The organism is Roseicyclus sp. (assembly GCF_965662675.1).
In the GTDB taxonomy this organism is placed as follows: Bacteria; Pseudomonadota; Alphaproteobacteria; order Rhodobacterales; family Rhodobacteraceae; genus Roseicyclus.
Window position 1 is genome coordinate 1 of sequence record NZ_CBFIIK010000054.1, and the last position, 16,581, is coordinate 16,581.

Annotated in this window: 15 protein-coding genes and 1 pseudogene; 2 read left to right on the forward strand and 14 right to left on the reverse strand. The window is 62.5% G+C overall.

Annotated features, from left to right (window positions below; translation table 11 throughout):
* Together ACTG4J_RS09400 and ACTG4J_RS09405 are read right to left on the reverse strand one after the other, a co-directional pair.
* The coding region (locus ACTG4J_RS09400; protein ID WP_439138981.1) for an acyl-homoserine-lactone synthase at nucleotides 1-329 on the reverse strand (329 nt) is incomplete at its 3' end.
* Between the two features lie 78 nt (nucleotides 330-407).
* Nucleotides 408-956 carry a helix-turn-helix transcriptional regulator gene (locus tag ACTG4J_RS09405; protein ID WP_439138982.1) on the reverse strand — a complete coding sequence of 183 codons (549 nt, stop codon included), beginning with the start codon at nucleotides 954-956 and terminating at the stop codon, nucleotides 408-410.
* A 179-nt stretch (nucleotides 957-1,135) separates the two neighbouring features.
* Between ACTG4J_RS09405 and ACTG4J_RS09410 the strand changes: the two genes are divergently transcribed.
* Complete coding sequence (locus tag ACTG4J_RS09410) at nucleotides 1,136-1,636, forward strand: autoinducer binding domain-containing protein (RefSeq protein WP_439138983.1); 501 nt, start codon at nucleotides 1,136-1,138, stop codon at nucleotides 1,634-1,636.
* Here the strand turns inward: ACTG4J_RS09410 and tgt are convergent.
* From tgt to ACTG4J_RS09445, 7 genes are all read right to left on the reverse strand, one after another.
* The gene (gene tgt, locus ACTG4J_RS09415) at nucleotides 1,633-2,763 is read right to left on the reverse strand and encodes a tRNA guanosine(34) transglycosylase Tgt (RefSeq protein WP_439138984.1); all 1,131 of its coding nucleotides are present in this window, start codon (nucleotides 2,761-2,763) and stop codon (nucleotides 1,633-1,635) included. The two genes, ACTG4J_RS09410 and tgt, sit on opposite strands and share 4 nt — an antisense overlap.
* Nucleotides 2,764-2,828: 65 nt before the next feature.
* Nucleotides 2,829-4,079 (reverse strand): GTPase HflX, encoded by a 1,251-nt coding sequence (gene hflX, locus ACTG4J_RS09420; RefSeq protein WP_439139001.1) that lies wholly within the window; start codon nucleotides 4,077-4,079, stop codon nucleotides 2,829-2,831.
* Between the two features lie 50 nt (nucleotides 4,080-4,129).
* Nucleotides 4,130-4,363 carry an RNA chaperone Hfq gene (gene hfq, locus ACTG4J_RS09425; protein ID WP_213683682.1) on the reverse strand — a complete coding sequence of 78 codons (234 nt, stop codon included), beginning with the start codon at nucleotides 4,361-4,363 and terminating at the stop codon, nucleotides 4,130-4,132.
* Nucleotides 4,364-4,499: 136 nt separating this feature from the next.
* Nucleotides 4,500-6,017 (reverse strand): TrkH family potassium uptake protein, encoded by a 1,518-nt coding sequence (locus tag ACTG4J_RS09430; RefSeq protein ID WP_439138986.1) that lies wholly within the window; start codon nucleotides 6,015-6,017, stop codon nucleotides 4,500-4,502.
* A gap of 4 nt (nucleotides 6,018-6,021) precedes the next feature.
* Nucleotides 6,022-7,398 carry a Trk system potassium transporter TrkA gene (gene trkA, locus ACTG4J_RS09435; RefSeq protein ID WP_439138988.1) on the reverse strand — a complete coding sequence of 459 codons (1,377 nt, stop codon included), beginning with the start codon at nucleotides 7,396-7,398 and terminating at the stop codon, nucleotides 6,022-6,024.
* Nucleotides 7,399-7,581: 183 nt separating this feature from the next.
* The gene (locus ACTG4J_RS09440; protein ID WP_439138990.1) at nucleotides 7,582-9,450 is read right to left on the reverse strand and encodes an ABCB family ABC transporter ATP-binding protein/permease; all 1,869 of its coding nucleotides are present in this window, start codon (nucleotides 9,448-9,450) and stop codon (nucleotides 7,582-7,584) included.
* A gap of 65 nt (nucleotides 9,451-9,515) precedes the next feature.
* The gene (locus tag ACTG4J_RS09445; protein WP_439138992.1) at nucleotides 9,516-10,952 is read right to left on the reverse strand and encodes a LysM peptidoglycan-binding domain-containing protein; all 1,437 of its coding nucleotides are present in this window, start codon (nucleotides 10,950-10,952) and stop codon (nucleotides 9,516-9,518) included.
* Between the two features lie 142 nt (nucleotides 10,953-11,094).
* Here ACTG4J_RS09445 and ACTG4J_RS09450 point away from each other — a divergent pair, with 142 nt between their 5' ends.
* On the forward strand, nucleotides 11,095-11,655 hold the full coding sequence (locus tag ACTG4J_RS09450; RefSeq protein WP_439138993.1) for a TIGR00730 family Rossman fold protein: 561 nt from the start codon (nucleotides 11,095-11,097) through the stop codon (nucleotides 11,653-11,655).
* Nucleotides 11,656-11,705: 50 nt separating this feature from the next.
* On the opposite strand, the gene ACTG4J_RS09455 is transcribed toward ACTG4J_RS09450, so the two are convergent.
* From ACTG4J_RS09455 to ACTG4J_RS09475, 5 genes and pseudogenes are all read right to left on the reverse strand, one after another.
* Nucleotides 11,706-12,311, reverse strand: a complete 606-nt coding sequence (locus tag ACTG4J_RS09455) for a superoxide dismutase (RefSeq protein WP_439138995.1) — start codon at nucleotides 12,309-12,311, stop codon at nucleotides 11,706-11,708.
* Between the two features lie 114 nt (nucleotides 12,312-12,425).
* Nucleotides 12,426-12,989, reverse strand: coding sequence for a sarcosine oxidase subunit gamma (locus ACTG4J_RS09460; protein ID WP_439138997.1), 564 nt, complete (start codon nucleotides 12,987-12,989; stop codon nucleotides 12,426-12,428).
* On the reverse strand, nucleotides 12,982-16,014 hold the full coding sequence (locus ACTG4J_RS09465) for a sarcosine oxidase subunit alpha family protein (protein WP_439138998.1): 3,033 nt from the start codon (nucleotides 16,012-16,014) through the stop codon (nucleotides 12,982-12,984). Before ACTG4J_RS09465 ends, ACTG4J_RS09460 begins: the two co-directional genes overlap by 8 nt.
* Complete coding sequence (locus ACTG4J_RS09470) at nucleotides 16,011-16,331, reverse strand: sarcosine oxidase subunit delta (RefSeq protein WP_439139000.1); 321 nt, start codon at nucleotides 16,329-16,331, stop codon at nucleotides 16,011-16,013. Before ACTG4J_RS09470 ends, ACTG4J_RS09465 begins: the two co-directional genes overlap by 4 nt.
* A 109-nt stretch (nucleotides 16,332-16,440) precedes the next feature.
* Nucleotides 16,441-16,581 (reverse strand): annotated as a pseudogene (locus ACTG4J_RS09475) (sarcosine oxidase subunit beta); the annotation flags it as partial.

The window sequence follows — 16,581 nt, forward strand, 5'->3', positions numbered from 1 at the left end:
CAGATTCGCGCACTGCAAGGCGCCTCGCGCAGGATACCGCGCGGGATTCCCGGCAAATGCCCCGCCACCGCATCACCAAGCATGTAACCACATTTACCCCATTTGGCGCTCGTCGGCATGGTCCGCGCACCGCCGATGACCACGCCGTCACGCATCACCACAGAATACCGCGCCAAAGGGGTATCATACTGATCCATCTCGACATGATCGTCATGCGGGATGTCCCAGCCCAATTCATCCACGAAGAAGGATTTCCGGAGCGCCAGGAAATCGTAAAAGGCCCGACCGTGACGGTGGAGGTCGGAAAAGTCGAAAGTCACATTGTACATAAGATGGCCTCCATAAGGTTAACGGAGTTCAACCATCCGACGATGTCGTTAATAACTTGTTTACGAAAACACCGTGGTTCAGATCAGGCCCGTCTTGACCGCGATGGAAACTGCATGACTTCCGTTGCGGGCATTGAGCTTGAGTCGCGCGTTCTTGAGCCGCTGCTTGACGGCGTTTTGCGAGATCCCAAGCTCGGCCGCGATCTCCTTGAGCAAGCGCCCATCTCGGACCAGCCCAAGGGCCTCGCGTTCGGCCATGGTCAATCGCCCGGTTGGACGACTGGATTCGTGTAACCGCCCCAATAATTCGCCCAATGCCGCCGCCTCGTCATCGTGGAATTCGCGGTCCTTGCGCGCAAAGCTGCCGAAGCTACGATAAGCGCCGTCAGTGTCGCGACATGACACGCTCAGACCATAGCGCAAACCGTGCCGAGCAGCCCGCCCCATGATACCCGCACGATCCGTTTCGAAAAGCGCGCTCCAACGAATGGCGCCTTGGTTGCGATAGGCCCAACGCATCACAGGATCTTCGATCATCAGGCCGTCGCGGGTGTATTCTGCGATCCACGCCTCGGGAAATTGATTATATTCGGCCTGTGGGAAACCGAAGCCGACGCGGATGGCCATGAAATACCCAGCTGGCGCGAGGGACAAGATTTCGTGCCAATTCGATACCTGAACCAAAACTCTTCCCGCCCTTCCGGAAGCTTACGCTTTGCCAACCGCCCTTATTCTATGGCACGATGCGATCAATTCAAAACGCTCCTGCCGTATTGAGGCAGGGCTTACGAGTAAGTGTGACGTTCATGACGAAGGATTTCGGCAGTCTGCTTCCCGAACTCAAGAGCGCTTATCCCATCGGGTTCGCCATTGCGCTGCACATCCGCTTTACCTCGCCCGCCTTGCTGCTTCAGGCCTATGATCCGGTCTGGATCGAAACCTATAGCCGCGAGGGGATGGTGATGCATGATCCCACAGTCAGCTGGGGCTTGCGGAATTTCGGCGCCATCCGCTGGGACGATCTTGCGCAAACCGATGCGGCTGGCGCGCAAGTTCTTGCCGCCGCGCGCGCGCATGGGTTGATCCACGGCTTCACCGTGGCGGTTGGTGATCCGGCTTCGCGCAGCGTCGCCAGTTTCGCCCGAGACGACCGCCCCGCAACCCCCCAAGAGATCGCGACAGCCGCCGACAAGGTCGCGCTTTTGCATGAGATGACGGCCGATGGTGCAACGCTGAGCGAGGGCGAACACAACGCCTTGGCGGCCTTGTCGATCTTGCTGACCAAGGACTCAGCGGCGCGTCCTTAGATCGGCGCGATATCGCCTTGCGCGCGGCGGGCGTGGAAATCGGCCTCGAAAGCGGCAAAGCGATCCTCGGCGATGGCCGCGCGCATGCCTGCCATCAACCCCTGATAATAATGCAGGTTGTGCCAAGTCAGCAGCATGCCCGAAATCATCTCGCCCGCGCGGAAGACATGGTGGAGATAGGCCCGGCTATACCCGCGACAGGCCGGGCATGTGCAATCCTCGTCCAAGGGGCGCGGGTCGTCGGCGTGACGAGCGTTCTTGATGTTGATCTGGCCCATCCGCGTCCACGCCTGCCCCGTACGCCCCGAGCGCGAGGGCAGCACGCAATCCATCATGTCGATGCCGCGCGCGACCGCGCCGACGATATCATCGGGCTTGCCCACCCCCATCAGGTAACGCGGCTTGTCGGCGGGCAGCATGTCGGGGGCGTAATCCAACACGCCGAACATCGCCTCTTGCCCCTCCCCCACGGCCAGACCGCCGACGGCATAGCCATCAAAGCCGATCGCCTTCAGCGCCTCGGCCGATTCCGCGCGAAAGTCGCGCTCAAGCCCGCCTTGCTGGATGCCGAAAAGCGCATGACCGGGGCGGTCACCGAAGGCATCCTTGGACCGCGCGGCCCATCGCATCGACAGCCGCATGCTCTCGGCGATCCGATCCCGATCTGCGGGCAAGGCCGGGCATTCGTCGAAACACATCACGATGTCCGAGCCCAAAAGCCGTTGAATTTCCATCGACCGCTCGGGGCTGAGCATATGTTTGGAGCCGTCGATATGGCTGCGGAACTCCACGCCATCCTCGGTCAGCTTGCGCAACTCGGACAGGCTCATCACCTGAAACCCGCCCGAGTCGGTCAGGATGGGTTTGTCCCAATTCATGAAGCGGTGCAGCCCGCCCAGCCGCGCGATACGCTCGGCCGTAGGGCGCAGCATCAGGTGATAGGTGTTGCCAAGCAGAATATCGGCACCCGTCGCGGCCACGCTTTCAGGCAGCATCGCCTTGACGGTCGCAGCGGTGCCCACGGGCATGAAGGCAGGTGTGCGGATTGCCCCGCGCGGCGTGTCGATCACGCCCAAGCGCGCTTTGCCCGATGTCGCATTGACCCGAAATGTGACCCTTGCGGTCATGGCTGCCCCACCCCCTGTCGACAAGCGCCCCGTCATACCGCAATTGGCCCCCGATGAAAGGGGGGTCAAAGGCGCGAAAACGCCGCCGCCTGACGCGCGGTCCAATAGACGCTCAGCATGGTATCGTCCTCGCCCGCCACCTCCCCGGTGACGACGCCTTGGTCATAAAGCCATGCCCGGCGTTTTCCATCATCGTGGCGCAGGGCGACCTGCGCCGCGACGCGCGGGGGTGAAAGCGTCTGGGCAATCGCGGCCAGCATGGGCGACAGGCCCGCCCCCGTCAGCGCAGAGACCGCGAAAATCGCCTCGCGCCGCCCCGCCATCGCGGTCAATGCATCGGCTTGCTCGGCGGGTAGGCGGTCGATCTTGTTCCAGACCTCTATCATGGGTGCTGTCTCGGCCACGCCAAGGCTGCGCAGAATCGCGGCGACATCGGCGGCCTGCTCTTCGGTTTCGCCATGGCTGATATCGCGCACATGACAAATCAGATCGGCATCGAGCACCTCTTCCAGTGTCGCGCGGAAGGCCGCGACAAGCTGGGTCGGCAAATCCGAAATGAAACCCACCGTGTCGGACAAGATGATGTCGGTCCCATCGGGCAAGCGCACGGCGCGCATCGTCGGGTCGAGCGTGGCAAAGAGCATGTCCTTGGCCAAGACCTCGGCCCCGGTCAGCCGGTTGAACAGCGTCGATTTACCCGCATTGGTATAGCCCACCAGCGCCACGATCGGGTACGGCACCTTCTTGCGGGCCTTGCGATGCAATTCGCGGGTTTTGACGACGCTGGCCAATTGCCTGCGGATGCGCGTCACCGCCTCGTCGATGGCGCGACGGTCGGCCTCGATCTGGGTCTCGCCGGGGCCACCCACGAAGCCAAGCCCGCCGCGCTGACGTTCAAGATGGGTCCAGGCCCGCACCAACCTTGTGCGCTGATAGCTCAGAGCGGCAAGCTCGACCTGCAAAACCCCCTCGCGGGTTGCGGCGCGATCGGCGAAGATTTCAAGGATCAGCCCGGTGCGATCCAACAGCTTGACGCCCCATTCCTTTTCGAGATTGCGCTGCTGCACCGGCGTGACCGGCCCGTCGATCAAAACCAGCCCAACCTCAAGATCCGCAATCCGCTCCTTGAGCTCGGCGATCTTGCCCGTACCAAACAAGAGCCCCGGCTGGGCGCGCGGCAAGCGCACGACCTCGGCCCCCACCACCAAAAGATCGGGCAGCGCCGCGGCCAAAGACACGGCCTCCTCCAGCGCGGGTCCGGGATCGCGGCGGTTCCGGTCGGATTTCAGATCTGGATGAAGCACAAGCGCGCGCATGGGCCCCTTGCCCTGCGCATCATCCCCATGCTCGGACACGTGCTGACGCGTCACTCTTCCCCATCATAAAGGCTGATGGGTTGCGCCGGCATCACGGTCGAGATCGCATGCTTATAGACAAGCTGGCTTTGGCCATCACGGCGCAACAGCACGCAGAAATTGTCGAACCAGGTGATCACGCCCTGCAGCTTGACCCCGTTGATCAAAAAGATCGTTACGGGAACCTTTGTCTTGCGGACATGGTTGAGGAACGCGTCTTGAAGGTTTTGTTTCGTCTCGGCCATCTTTATGTGTGCCTTCTTGTGTGGGGCTGGCGTGTCACGAGTACGTTAGCAACCGTCCATGCCGAATGTCGACTCTTGTGTGCAGGTAATTCACCTAAAAGATCAACCCTGTGCCGCATCTTGTCGCGTCACCGCGCTAAGTGCGCCAAAAGGTCGGGTTCAAAACGGCGATGAAAACCAAGGTCTCCATCCGGCCGATGATCATGGCGGCGACCAAGATGAATTTGGCCAGATCACCAAGGTCCATATAGGAAATCGGCGCCTCGCCCGCGACGCTCGCCAAGGGTCCAGCGGTCGCGATGGCCGATAGCGCCAAGATCAACGCCTCCTCGAAAGCCAACCCCGTCATCGCAAGGGCCGCGGTCACGGCCCCCACGGTGATCAGCAACAACATGAAAAACACCCAAGCGATGAAGGCGCCCTCGCGCCGGATGCGCCGCCCCAAACGCCCCGCACCCGCGACAGAATGCGGATGGATCAACCGGTCGATCTCGCGCACGCCGTGTTTATACAGCGCATAGATCCGAAGCAGCTTTAGCCCACCTGCCGTCGTGGCGACCCCACCCCCCATGATCACCAAGCCCGCGAGAATCAGCCCCGGCGTCGGCAATCCCGACCAGCTACGCGCCTGCGCCCAACTTTCCGAGACGAAGCCCGTCGTGGTCAAAAAGGACAAGACGGTGAAAAACGCCCCCCATAACGCAGCGAAGGCCCCGCGCAGATCATCCAGATCATCGCCCTCATACGCGGCCAACCAATGGCGCATGAACAAGAAACTCGGCAGCACCACCGCGACGAAGACCGCCAACCGCACCTCGCGGTCGCGCAAGATCGTGCCAGGCCATTCGACGCTGAACCCGTTGGAAAAACTGCGCCGTGTCAGCGCAAAGACAAAAAAGAGCGCGATCAAGACTTCGCCGATCACCCCCGCATCGCCGCCCTGCGGACCGCTGACCGCGCTGATGCCCGACGTCGACAAGGTCGACATGGCATGCATGACCGCGTGAAGTGGCCGCTCACCCGCGATGGTGAGCGCAAGCGCGAGGATCAGGGTCAAACCGACATAGATCGGGATCAGCAGTGCCGCCGCGCGCCGCAGCCGCCCTGCCGCCGTCACCGTCGCCAATTGTCCGCGCAAACTTGCACCTTGCGTGCCCGGACGCGCATCCGACGAGACCTCGAACCCGCCCAGATTGAGCGGCGCAAGCACCGCCAGCGCGGTGATCCAGATCAGCAAACCGCCGAACCAACCCACGGTCGCGCGCCACAGATGCACGGTATCGGCCAATTGTCCGGGCGCGAAGATCGGCGCCCCCGTCGTTGTCAGCGCCGAGGCCATGTCGAAATAGATATCGATCAAACGCAGATCATCGGTGGCCTGCACCATCGGCAGGGCCAGAACCGCTGGCAGCCAGAAATACGACAAGACCAGCCCCAAGAGATAGCGATGCTCGGTCCGGTTGCGCGGCGTGGTGGCCACGGCGATGCCGATGAACACCGCCGCAATCGCGAACAACAGGCCACAATAGAAAAATACACGCGAATTGTCGAAATCACCTATGGCCGCGCCATAGAAGGATGGCACAAGACTTGCCAGCGCAGCCGCGACAAGCAGGCTCACGAATATCGGCGGGCTGCGATCGGGGCGCACCATGGCGTCAGAAAAAGTCGATCGAGACCTGAAGGAGCGTCTCGACCGCGGGCACATCTGCGGCAAGCACGAACAGAACGATCACATCGCCCTCGTCGATCCGGGTCGAGCCCGAAGCCCGCACCACCTTGCCACCCTTTTGCACCGCGCCCACAAGCACGCCTTCGGGAAAATCGATATCGCGGATCTGGCGCCCGGCGATGGCCGAGGTCGACAAGACCTGCGCCTCGATCACCTCCGCCTCGCTGTCGCCGACCGAATACACCCCGCGCACACGGCCATGCCGGATATGGCGCAAGATCGAACTGACCGTGGTGGCGCGCGGGTTGATATAGGCATCGATCCCCAAGGGCGACATCAGCGGCACCAAGGTCGGATCATTGACCAGCGCAATCGACAACGTCGCACCCGCCGTCTTGGCCCTGACCGAGGCCAGAAGATTGGTCTTGTCGTCATCGGTCACGCACAGCACCGCATCAACGCGGTCGACGCCCGCCTCGCGCAGGATCTCGGCATCCAGTCCGTCGCCATGCAGCACGATGGTACGCTCCAGCGCATCGGCCGCCACCTCGGCGCGCGCGCGGGATTTCTCGATCACGCGCACCCGCATCCGCTCTGGTCCCGCCTCCAGCGCGCGCGCCACCGTCAGCCCCACATTGCCCCCGCCCACGATCAAGACGCGTTCGGGCAGCCGCGCGGTCTTGCCGAAGATCTCAAGCGCGCGACCCGCATCGACGCTATGGCTAAAGACATAGATCTGATCACCCGCGAAAAGCTGATCGCCCGGCTCCGGCACAAATAGGCTGCCTGCCCGGCGAATACCCACGACGATCGCGCGCAAGGTCGAGAACAGCTCGGACAATTGCTTGAGCGGGGTCTCCAGCACCGGGCAATCGGCGTCGAGTTGAATACCCAAGAGCTTGGTATCACCTGCCAGGAAATCCTCGGTGTCGAAGGTGGCTGGCGAACGGATGCGCGCAAGTGCTGCTTGCGCCACCTCTTCCTCGGGCGAGATCACCACATCGATGGGCAGATGATCGCGCCGGTAAAGATCGGAATAAATGGCATCGAGGTAGCTGCGCGCACGCAGCCGGGCGATCTTGCGCGGCACGGCGAAAACGGAATGGGCGACCTGACAGGTCACCATGTTCACCTCGTCCGAAAAGGTCGCCGCGATGATCATGTCGGCATCGCGCGCACCTGCACGCTCCAGCACATCGGGATATGAGGCAAAGCCCGTCAACCCCTGTACATCCAGCGTGTCGGTCGCCCGGCGCACCAGATCGGGGTTGCTATCGACCACCGTCACATCGTTCTTTTCACCGGAAAGATGGCGCGCGATCTGCCAGCCGACCTGACCCGCGCCACAGATGATGACCTTCATGAAACTTCCGTCCCTGCGGCCGCATTCAGCCCTTCAGTGGCATGCATTGGCGGCAAAGGTCAATCCACCTTGCCCCGCCTTGCACCCTTCACCTTTTCCCAAATACGCATCGCCCCGCCCGCGCCACATCTCCGCGGCAAGACGATCAAGCGATTATTCATACGCATAATTGCAGCCCCGCCCTTAGGACGTCTCTTCTTCCTCTGCCTGCTGGCGCGCCCACATGCTGGCATAGCGCCCGCCCTTCGCGATCAACAGATCATGGGTGCCGCGCTCGACGATCTCGCCCGCCTCCAGCACGATGATCTGATCGGCATCAACCACGGTCGAAAGCCGATGCGCGATGGTGATGACAGACCGCCCCTCGCCCATCATCTTCAACTCGTGCTGGATATCGCGCTCGGTCTCGCTGTCGAGAGCGCTTGTCGCCTCGTCGAGCAACAAGATCGGCGGATCTTTCAAAAGCGTGCGCGCAATACCGACCCGTTGTTTTTCGCCGCCCGACAGCTTCAGCCCGCGTTCGCCCACGGGCGTATCATAGCCTTCGGGCAAGGCCGCGATAAAGTCATGGATGCGCGCAGCGCGTGCGGCCCCCTCGATCTCTTCTTGCGTCGCCCCGGCCCGGCCATAGCCGATATTGTAGCGGATCGTGTCATTGAACAGCACCGTGTCTTGCGGCACCACGCCGATCTGGTCATGCACGCTGGCTTGCGTCACATCGCGCAGATCTTGCCCATCGATACGGATCGCGCCGCCCGTGACATCGTAGAATCGGAACAACAGCCGCCCGATGGTCGATTTCCCCGACCCAGAGGGGCCGACCAAGGCCACCGTTCCGCCGGGTTCGAGGGTAAAGCTCAACCCCTTGAGAATGGGGCGTGAGGGATCATAGGCAAAGCGCACATCCTCGAACACCACCGCCCCGCCCTTGACCGCCAGCGCGGGCGCGCCTTGTTTGTCGCAAACCTCCTGCGGCTGCTCCAAAAGGTCGAACATCTCGCCCATATCGACAAGACTTTGACGGATCTCGCGATAGACCGTGCCAAGAAAATTCAGTGGAATGGTGATCTGGATCATGAAGGCGTTGACCATCACGAAATCGCCCGTGGTCAATTCGCCCGCCTGCACCCCGATCGCGGCCATGACCATGACGATCACCAGCCCCGCGGTGATGATCAGCGCCTGTCCGAAATTGAGAAAGGCCAAGGATAGAGATGTCTTGATCGCCGCGCGCTCATAGCCCTCCATCGCGCCATCATAGCGCGCCGCTTCGCGCTTTTCGGCACCGAAATATTTCACCGTCTCGTAATTGAGCAAACTATCGATCGCCTTTTGGTTGGCGTCGGTATCTTGCTCGTTCATCTCCTTGCGGATCTTCACGCGCCATTCGGTCACCGCAAAGGTGAACCAGACATAAAGCCCGATGGTGACCACCAGCACGATCAGGTAGCTGATATCGAAAACCAGCGCCAAGATGATGCCGGTCAGCAAAAGCTCCAACACCAGAGGGCCGACCGAGAAGAGCATGAAGCGCAACAGGAAATCCACGCCCTTCACGCCGCGCTCGATGATCCGGCTAAGCCCGCCCGTCTTGCGCGTGATGTGATAGCGCAGCGACAGTGCATGGATGTGCTGGAACGTCTCGAGCGCCAATTGCCGAAGGGCGGCCTGCGCCACACGGGCGAAAACCGCATCGCGCAATTGCTGAAAGCCGACATTGGCCGCGCGTGCAACGCCGTAGGCGACCGTGATGCCCACGGCCCCCATCCCCAACAGCCAAGCCGGGCTTGCCCCCTCGCCGGTCAGCACATCCACGGCGGCCTTGTAGACGAAGGGCGTGCCCACGCCCACCAGCTTGGCCAAAAACAAAAAGGCCAGCGCCGCGATGACGCGGTTTTTCACCCAAGTTTTATCCTCGGGCCATAGATAGGGCGCCACCTTGCGCAAGGTGCGCCAGCTTGAGCGCCGTTCACGCGCGCCTTCGGTCTCGGGAGCGGGGCTTGGTTGATGGACCGCGGGCCTTGGGCCTGCGGCGCTGGTCTTGGCTTGCATGGAATGATCCTAGCGGGCGGTCTGGCCCACTACCTAAGTCGCGATCCCGGAAATGGCCAGAGCGATCAGGGCGCAGTGCCTGTGCGTGGAAGATCAGGCAGGGCGAAGATCTGGCCGGGAAAGATCAGGTCAGGATCGCGGATATCACCCCGGTTTTCTTGGAAAATCTGCACATACAAGATGCCGTTTCCAAAATTCGCCTCGGCGATCCCCCACAAGGTGAACCCGCGCTGCACGGTGATGACCGAGCTGCCCGGCGCGGCCAGCATCGGGTTCTCGCGGATACGGGCGGGATCTTCGCGCAAGAAGGGCGTCTGCACCGTCGCGGCCACGCCACCATTCGCATCAAGCTGTTCGATGCGCAGCGTATAGGTGCCTGCCGCGACATCGGACAGCGGCACGCTCCACTGGCCGCCCGCATCGACCGTCGCCGTACTGACCTCCCGATCATCAAGCATCAAGCGCAGCTCTGCATCGGCAAGGCCACGCCCTGCCAGCGTCACGCCACCCTCATCATCATAGGTGATGGCGTCGAGTTGGACAGTCGTGCCGCCCTGATCCTCGGCCCCTTGGGCCACGCGGATGCCGTCTTGTCCGGCGATCAAGACAGCGGGGGCTTGCGGCGCAGCCGCAGCTGCTTCGGCGCTGGCCATTTCGGCTGGCGCGGCGGCTTGCGCTGTCGCGCTTGCGACTTGTTCCGTTTGCTGTGTTGAAGGCTCGGCCGGTGTAACCGTGGTTGCGGCGACATCAGCCGTTGCCGTGGCGCTTGTCTCTTGCGCAGCCGCGGTGATTTCAGCCGGTGCCGCTTCGGCCGCCTGCGGGGCGACTGCGGTTGCGGCTGGATCGACGGTGCTCACGCCTGCGGCCAGTTGTGATCCCGCATCCGCCCCTGACGGCGCGGCTCCGGTATCGGCTGCGACTTGCGCTATCGGCGCGGCGAAAGGAGCGATCAGCACGCTCTCACCACCAGCGGTGACCGTGCCATCGGCCCCAACCGCTTCAAGGCTCAGAACCCGCGCCAGATCAGAGGGGTCGATCGCCAGCATCGCCACGAAATTCCCCGCATTATCCGCCGTGACGGTGTCGAGGATTTCGCCATCGAGGCGTAGCACGACGCTATCGCCCGGCGCGGCCTGCCCTGCGATGACGGCGTTGCCCTCGGCATCGACACGCACGACATCGAGCTTGGGTGGGATCGGCGCAGGTGCTGCTGCGACGGCGGCGCTTTCGGTCGGGGTTTCCGGCGCTGCGGCTTGCGCAACCGCATCATCGACCGCTGTGACGGGTTCAGCCGCTTGTTCAGCCGCGGGCGGCGTTTCCATGGCCACAACAGGCGCGGCAGGCTGCGGCGCGGCGACGGCCTCGGCTGGCGGCACATCCTCTGGCGCATCGCGCAACGTGACGAAAGCAACTGCACCCGCAAACACCACTGACCCGATAATTCCAGCCCAGAGGATCGCTTGATTGCTTGCCCCCGATGCGCCCGACGTAGGTGTCGCCATCGCTTCTTTGTCTCCCCGCCGCAAAGGCCAAAGCCCTCGGCATCCCAATGCCATCGTGAAGATCACGGCCCCCATGCCGCTTGAGACCCCCACCAGTTCAGCCTATCAGGGGGGAAACCTCGGGCAAGTGCAAGGGATCACGATGAAAACGCTCTCTGTTTGTGTCTATTGTGGCGCGCGTCCCGGTGTCGATCCTGCCTATATGGCGGCCGCGACGGACCTTGGCCGCGCCTTGGCCGAGGCCGACATGCGGCTGGTCTATGGCGCAGGCGATGTGGGCATCATGGGCGCGGTGGCACGCGCCGCGCAATCAGCGCGTGGAGAGACCTTCGGCGTGATCCCCGCCCATCTGATGGCGTGGGAGGTGGGCAAGCGCGACCTGACCACCTTCATCGTGACCGAAACCATGCATGAACGCAAAAAGGTGATGTTCATGAATGCCGACGCGGTGGTCGTGCTGCCCGGCGGCGCGGGATCGCTGGATGAATTTTTCGAAGTGCTGACATGGCGTCAGCTTGGCCTGCACCAAAAGCCAATCTATCTGCTTGATATCGCCGGGTATTGGCAGCCGCTCATCGCGCTCATCGACCATGTGATCGCGCAAGGCTTTGCCGAGGATAACATCAAGGGTTTCATCAACATCGTGGCGGATGTGGATGACTTGATGGGCCAGCTGGCCGCGATGTCGCCCCCCGCGTCCTGAAACGAAAACGGCCCGCACATGGCGGGCCGCGTTCGATGCAATGGCGAGGCTCAGCCGACCAGACGGGCGGCCACGTTTTCCCAATTGACCAACTTGGTCAGGAAGTTCTCCAGATAGGCGGGACGCTTGTTGCGGAAATCGATGTAGTAGGAGTGTTCCCACACATCGCAGCCCAACAATGCTGTCTGCCCGAAGCACAGCGGGTTCACGCCATTCTCGGTCTTCGTGACCTTGAGCGCCCCATCCTTGTCCTTGACCAACCAGCACCAGCCGGACCCGAACTGACCCGCGCCTGCGGCCGCGAAATCGGCTTGAAACTGGTCGACCGAGCCGAAGCTTTCCACGATGGCTTTTTCCAACTCGCCGGGCATGCCGCCCTCGCCGGGGCCCATCATTTCCCAAAACTGGTTGTGGTTCCAATGCTGCGAGGCGTTGTTGAAGATCCCGTTCTGAGCGACGGCCCCGGCCTGATACGTGCCGGTGATGATCTCTTCGAGGCTCTTGTTTTCCCACTCCGTGCCCGCGATCAACTTGTTGCCGTTGTCGACATAGGCCTTGTGATGCAGGTCGTGGTGATACTCCAGCGTCTCGCGGCTCATGCCGAGGCCGGCCAGCGCATCATGGGCATAGGGAAGATCGGGAAGTGTGAAAGCCATGTGATGGGCCCCCTCGTTCATGGTTGCAAGTCAAGGCACAGATGGAGCGCGGCGTAGGGGCGCGTCAACCCCGACCGCTTTGCCGCGGGCCGAAAAACCCAACCGCCCTGCCCCTTAATGATAGCCCACAGCGCCACCCGGCTGGGCAGAAACAGAAAGCAAACCAAAGACATAGCGCGCGACCGAGCGGAAACAGATCATCCGCGCCTCGGTCTCGGCCTCAAACCAGATCGCGCCTGCAACCTGCTGCATCCGCGTGCGCCGCATCTCGCCCAAAGGCAACCCCGCGATATCCGCGGGGGTGATCTTGGCGATCACATCGCGCAGCGGCCCGGATCGACCGCTTAACGCAAACATGGCGCGCGCATCGGAAACATTGACCACCAGATGATGCTGGCTGCCCAAAGCCATGCCAAGATCAGCCACCAGCGCGTCGGCCTTGGCATGGTCGCATAAGATCATCACCTCGTCGGGCGACATCCACGCCAGTTGCATACCCTGCCCCGCGCTGATCATGCGGGCCGCGGGCATTGCGACACCCGTGATCTTTTTGACGGCCTTAGATGCGGCCACGAGATCGGTGCGCAGGGTGATCATGCCCTGCAACCCCATCTCGCGGATCGTGATCGCGCCGTCGAACTGCGCGCCCATCAGCGCGCTCTGCATCGCGTCAGACATTCTGCTTTTCCCCCGCCGGATCAAAGAACACCGGGCTGACGATGCGTGCCTTGATGGTCTGCATCTCGCCCTTGGCGGTCTTTTTGGTGGTGTTGAAGGTGATCACCTCGCCCATCCGATCAGGCCCGTGCAGCACAAGCCCCATCGCGATCCCGCGCCCCAGCGTCGGCGAAAAATAGGTCGAGGTCACGCGCCCTTGGGTGTTGCGCTGGCCATTTGCGTTCGTCCCATCGGCCAGCGCATAAGACCCATCAGGCAGGACGGAGCCATCGAGCGTTTCCAGCCCCACCAGCTTCCACCGGCTGGGGTCGGTCATATGGCTGCGTTCCTGCGCGCGCTTGCCCAGATAATCCGTTTTCTTTTTGGAAATCGCCCAATCGAGGCCCAAATCCTGCGGGATCACGGTGCCGTCGGTTTCATCCCCGATCATGATGAAGCCCTTCTCGGCGCGCATCACATGCAGCGCCTCGGTGCCATAGGGAGTGATCGCAAATTCGGCACCGGCGGCCAACAGCGCATCCCAAAAGGCGCGCCCTTGCGAGGCAGGCACGGCAATCTCGAACGATAACTCGCCCGAGAAAGAAATACGGAAGGCGCGCGCGTCAAAGCCGCCGATCCGCCCCTCGGCCCAGCCCATGAAGGGAAGTGCTGCATTGGACAGATCGAAATCCGCCCCAAGCTTTTCCAAAACCGCCCGCGCTTTCGGGCCGACAACCGCGATTTGCGCCCATTGCTCGGTGACATTGGCAGTATAAACCTGCCAATCCCACCATTCGCATTGAAGCCAATCCTCCATGTGCGCATGGATGCGATCGGCCCCGCCCGTGGTCGTATGCACAAGGAAGGTCTCGGCATCTAGCCGCGCGACCACCCCGTCATCCATCAAGAAACCGTTCTCGCTGCACATCAGACCGTAGCGGCATTTGCCCGGCGCAAGGCTACTCATCATGTTGGTGTAAAGCATGTCGAGGAACCGCCCCGCATCAGGGCCCTTGACGATGATCTTGCCCAAAGTCGAGGCATCGAGCAGCCCAACACCATTCCGCGTGGAGAGGATCTCGCGATTGACCGCATCGCGGTGGCTTTCGCCCTGCCTCGGGAAGCAATAAGGGCGGCGCCAATAGCCCACCGGTTCGAAATACGCGCCATTCTCTTCATGCCAATCTTGAAGAGGCGTGCGCCGCAGCGGCTGAAAAATCGCGCCGCGCGCCTCACCGCCGATCGCCCCCATCGATATCGGGGTATAGGGCGGACGGAAGGTGGTCGTGCCGACGCGCGGGATATCTTCATCCAAAGCTTTAGCAAGGATCGCTAAGCCATTTATATTGCTTAGTTTACCTTGATCTGTTGCCATGCCGAGCGTCGTGTAGCGCTTGGTGTGTTCGACGCTTTCATACCCCTCGCGTGCGGCCAGCTGCACATCCGAGACCTTGACGTCGTTTTGGAAATCCAGCCACATCTTGGCCCGTTTCTTGACCCCAGCCCCCTCAGGCATGACCCAAACTGGCTGCATTGGCGCCTCAGCGGCAGACATTGCCATGGGCGGGTTGCCCGCGACTTTTCCATGCTCGGACAAGACCTTGCCAACCGATGTCATCGCATTCGCCATGGTCTCAGCCGCCAAAAGCGCACCATCGGCCGCACCGGCGCAAAGCACGAAGCCCTGACCGTTTTGATCGGTCGGCGGGCGATCATGATCTGGGCGGAAAAAAGCACCCGCCCGCTCCCAGATCAGCTTGCCGCCGCAATGCGACCACAGATGCACGACAGGCGACCAACCTCCCGACATGGCGACCGCGTCGCAGACCACATCTTCCAGAACCTCGCCCGTGCCATCCTGCGCGCACAGCTGCACCGCCACGACCCCGCGCAAGCCCTTGACCTGCGCGATCCCCATGCCGGTCAGCACACGCAGGCCGCGCGCGCGCGCCTCTTGCACCAAGGGGCCATCGGCCTCAGCCCGGGCATCGACGATGCATGGCACCGACAGCCCCGCATCATGCAGCGCCAGCGCCGTGCGATAGGCATCGTCATTATTCGTCACCACGACCGTGCGCTGGCCCGGGGCGACGGCCCAGTTGACCACATAATCCCGCATGGCTGAGGCCAGCATCACGCCCGGCTTGTCATTGCCCGCGAAACTCAAAGGCCGCTCCAGCGCGCCGGTGGCCGAAATGATCCGACCTGTCCGGATGCGCCACAGCCGATGGCGCGGCGCATCGCTTTGCGGGGCATGATCGGTCAGCCGCTCATAGCCGATGACATAGCCGTGGTCATAGACACCCGCCACCATGGTCCGCGGGCGTAGCGTAACATTTGGCATCTTCTCAAGTTCTTGCACGGCGTCGTTGACCCAATCACCCGCCGTGCGGCCATCGACCTCCACCCCATCGACAGGCGCGCGGCCACCCCAATGGGCGCTTTGTTCGCACAAGATGACCCGCAGACCCGCACGCCCCGCTTCCAACGCCGCCTGCAACCCCGCGATCCCGCCGCCCGCAACGACCAGATCGACATGGGCATAGAATTGCTCATAGCGGTCGGGATCGGCATGTTTGGGATCGGGCGCGCGACCCAGACCCGCCGATTGACGGATGAAGGGCTCGAACACATGTTTCCACAATGGGCGCGGATGGATGAAGGTCTTGTAATAGAACCCCGCCGGCAACAACCGCGGGATCAGCGCATTCACCTCGCCGATATCCCAATTCAGGCTTGGCCAATGGTTCTGGCTGGTGGCCTGCAACCCATCGAAGACTTCTGTCAGCGTTGCGCGCTGGTTGGGCTCATGGCGCGCGCCCGTGCCCAGGTTGACCAGCGCATTGGGCTCCTCCGCGCCGCTGGCGACCACACCACGCGGGCGGTGATATTTGAAGGACCGGCCCATGATCATCTGCCCATTGGCCATCAGGGCTGCCGCCAGCGTGTCGCCCGGATGGCCCACCATCCCTTTGCCGTTGAAGGAAAAGCCGATTTCGCGGCTGCGGTCGATCAACCGGCCGCCGGTGGCAAGGCGGATGCTCATGTCAGGCTCCAATCGGGGCGGCGGGCCTGGATGGCCGCGATGATATCGGCGGGCGGCTCGGTCGTTTGCGCGGGGTAAGTGCCGAAGACCTCCAGCGTCGCGGTACACCGCGCGGCCAAAAACCACTTCCCGCAGCCCATCGCATGGCGCCAGCGTTCGAAATGCACGCCCTTCACATTGGGACGCAGGAACAGATAGCCCTCGAAATCATCATCCGACGATCCCGGCCCAAAGCGCTTGAGATGCGCCTCGCCGCCTGCGGCCAATTCGGTCTCGCAGGCCTGCACACCGCAATAGGGGCATTGGAACGTCAGCATGCGCGCGCCTCATCTTTGCTTTTCAAATACTCTCGGGGGGTGAACTGGCCATAGGCCAGGAGGGGGGCAGACAGCCCCCCAGTAACCACCGCCATCCGCGCCCGGCCCATCAATGCGCCACCCCGGCGGCCACGCTCTCGTCGATAAACCGCCCCTCGCGGAAACGATCCAGCGAAAAGGCCTCGGCCAGCGGCGAATGCCCCTTGGCCATCAACTCCGCCATCGCCCAGCCCGACCCCGGGATCGCCTT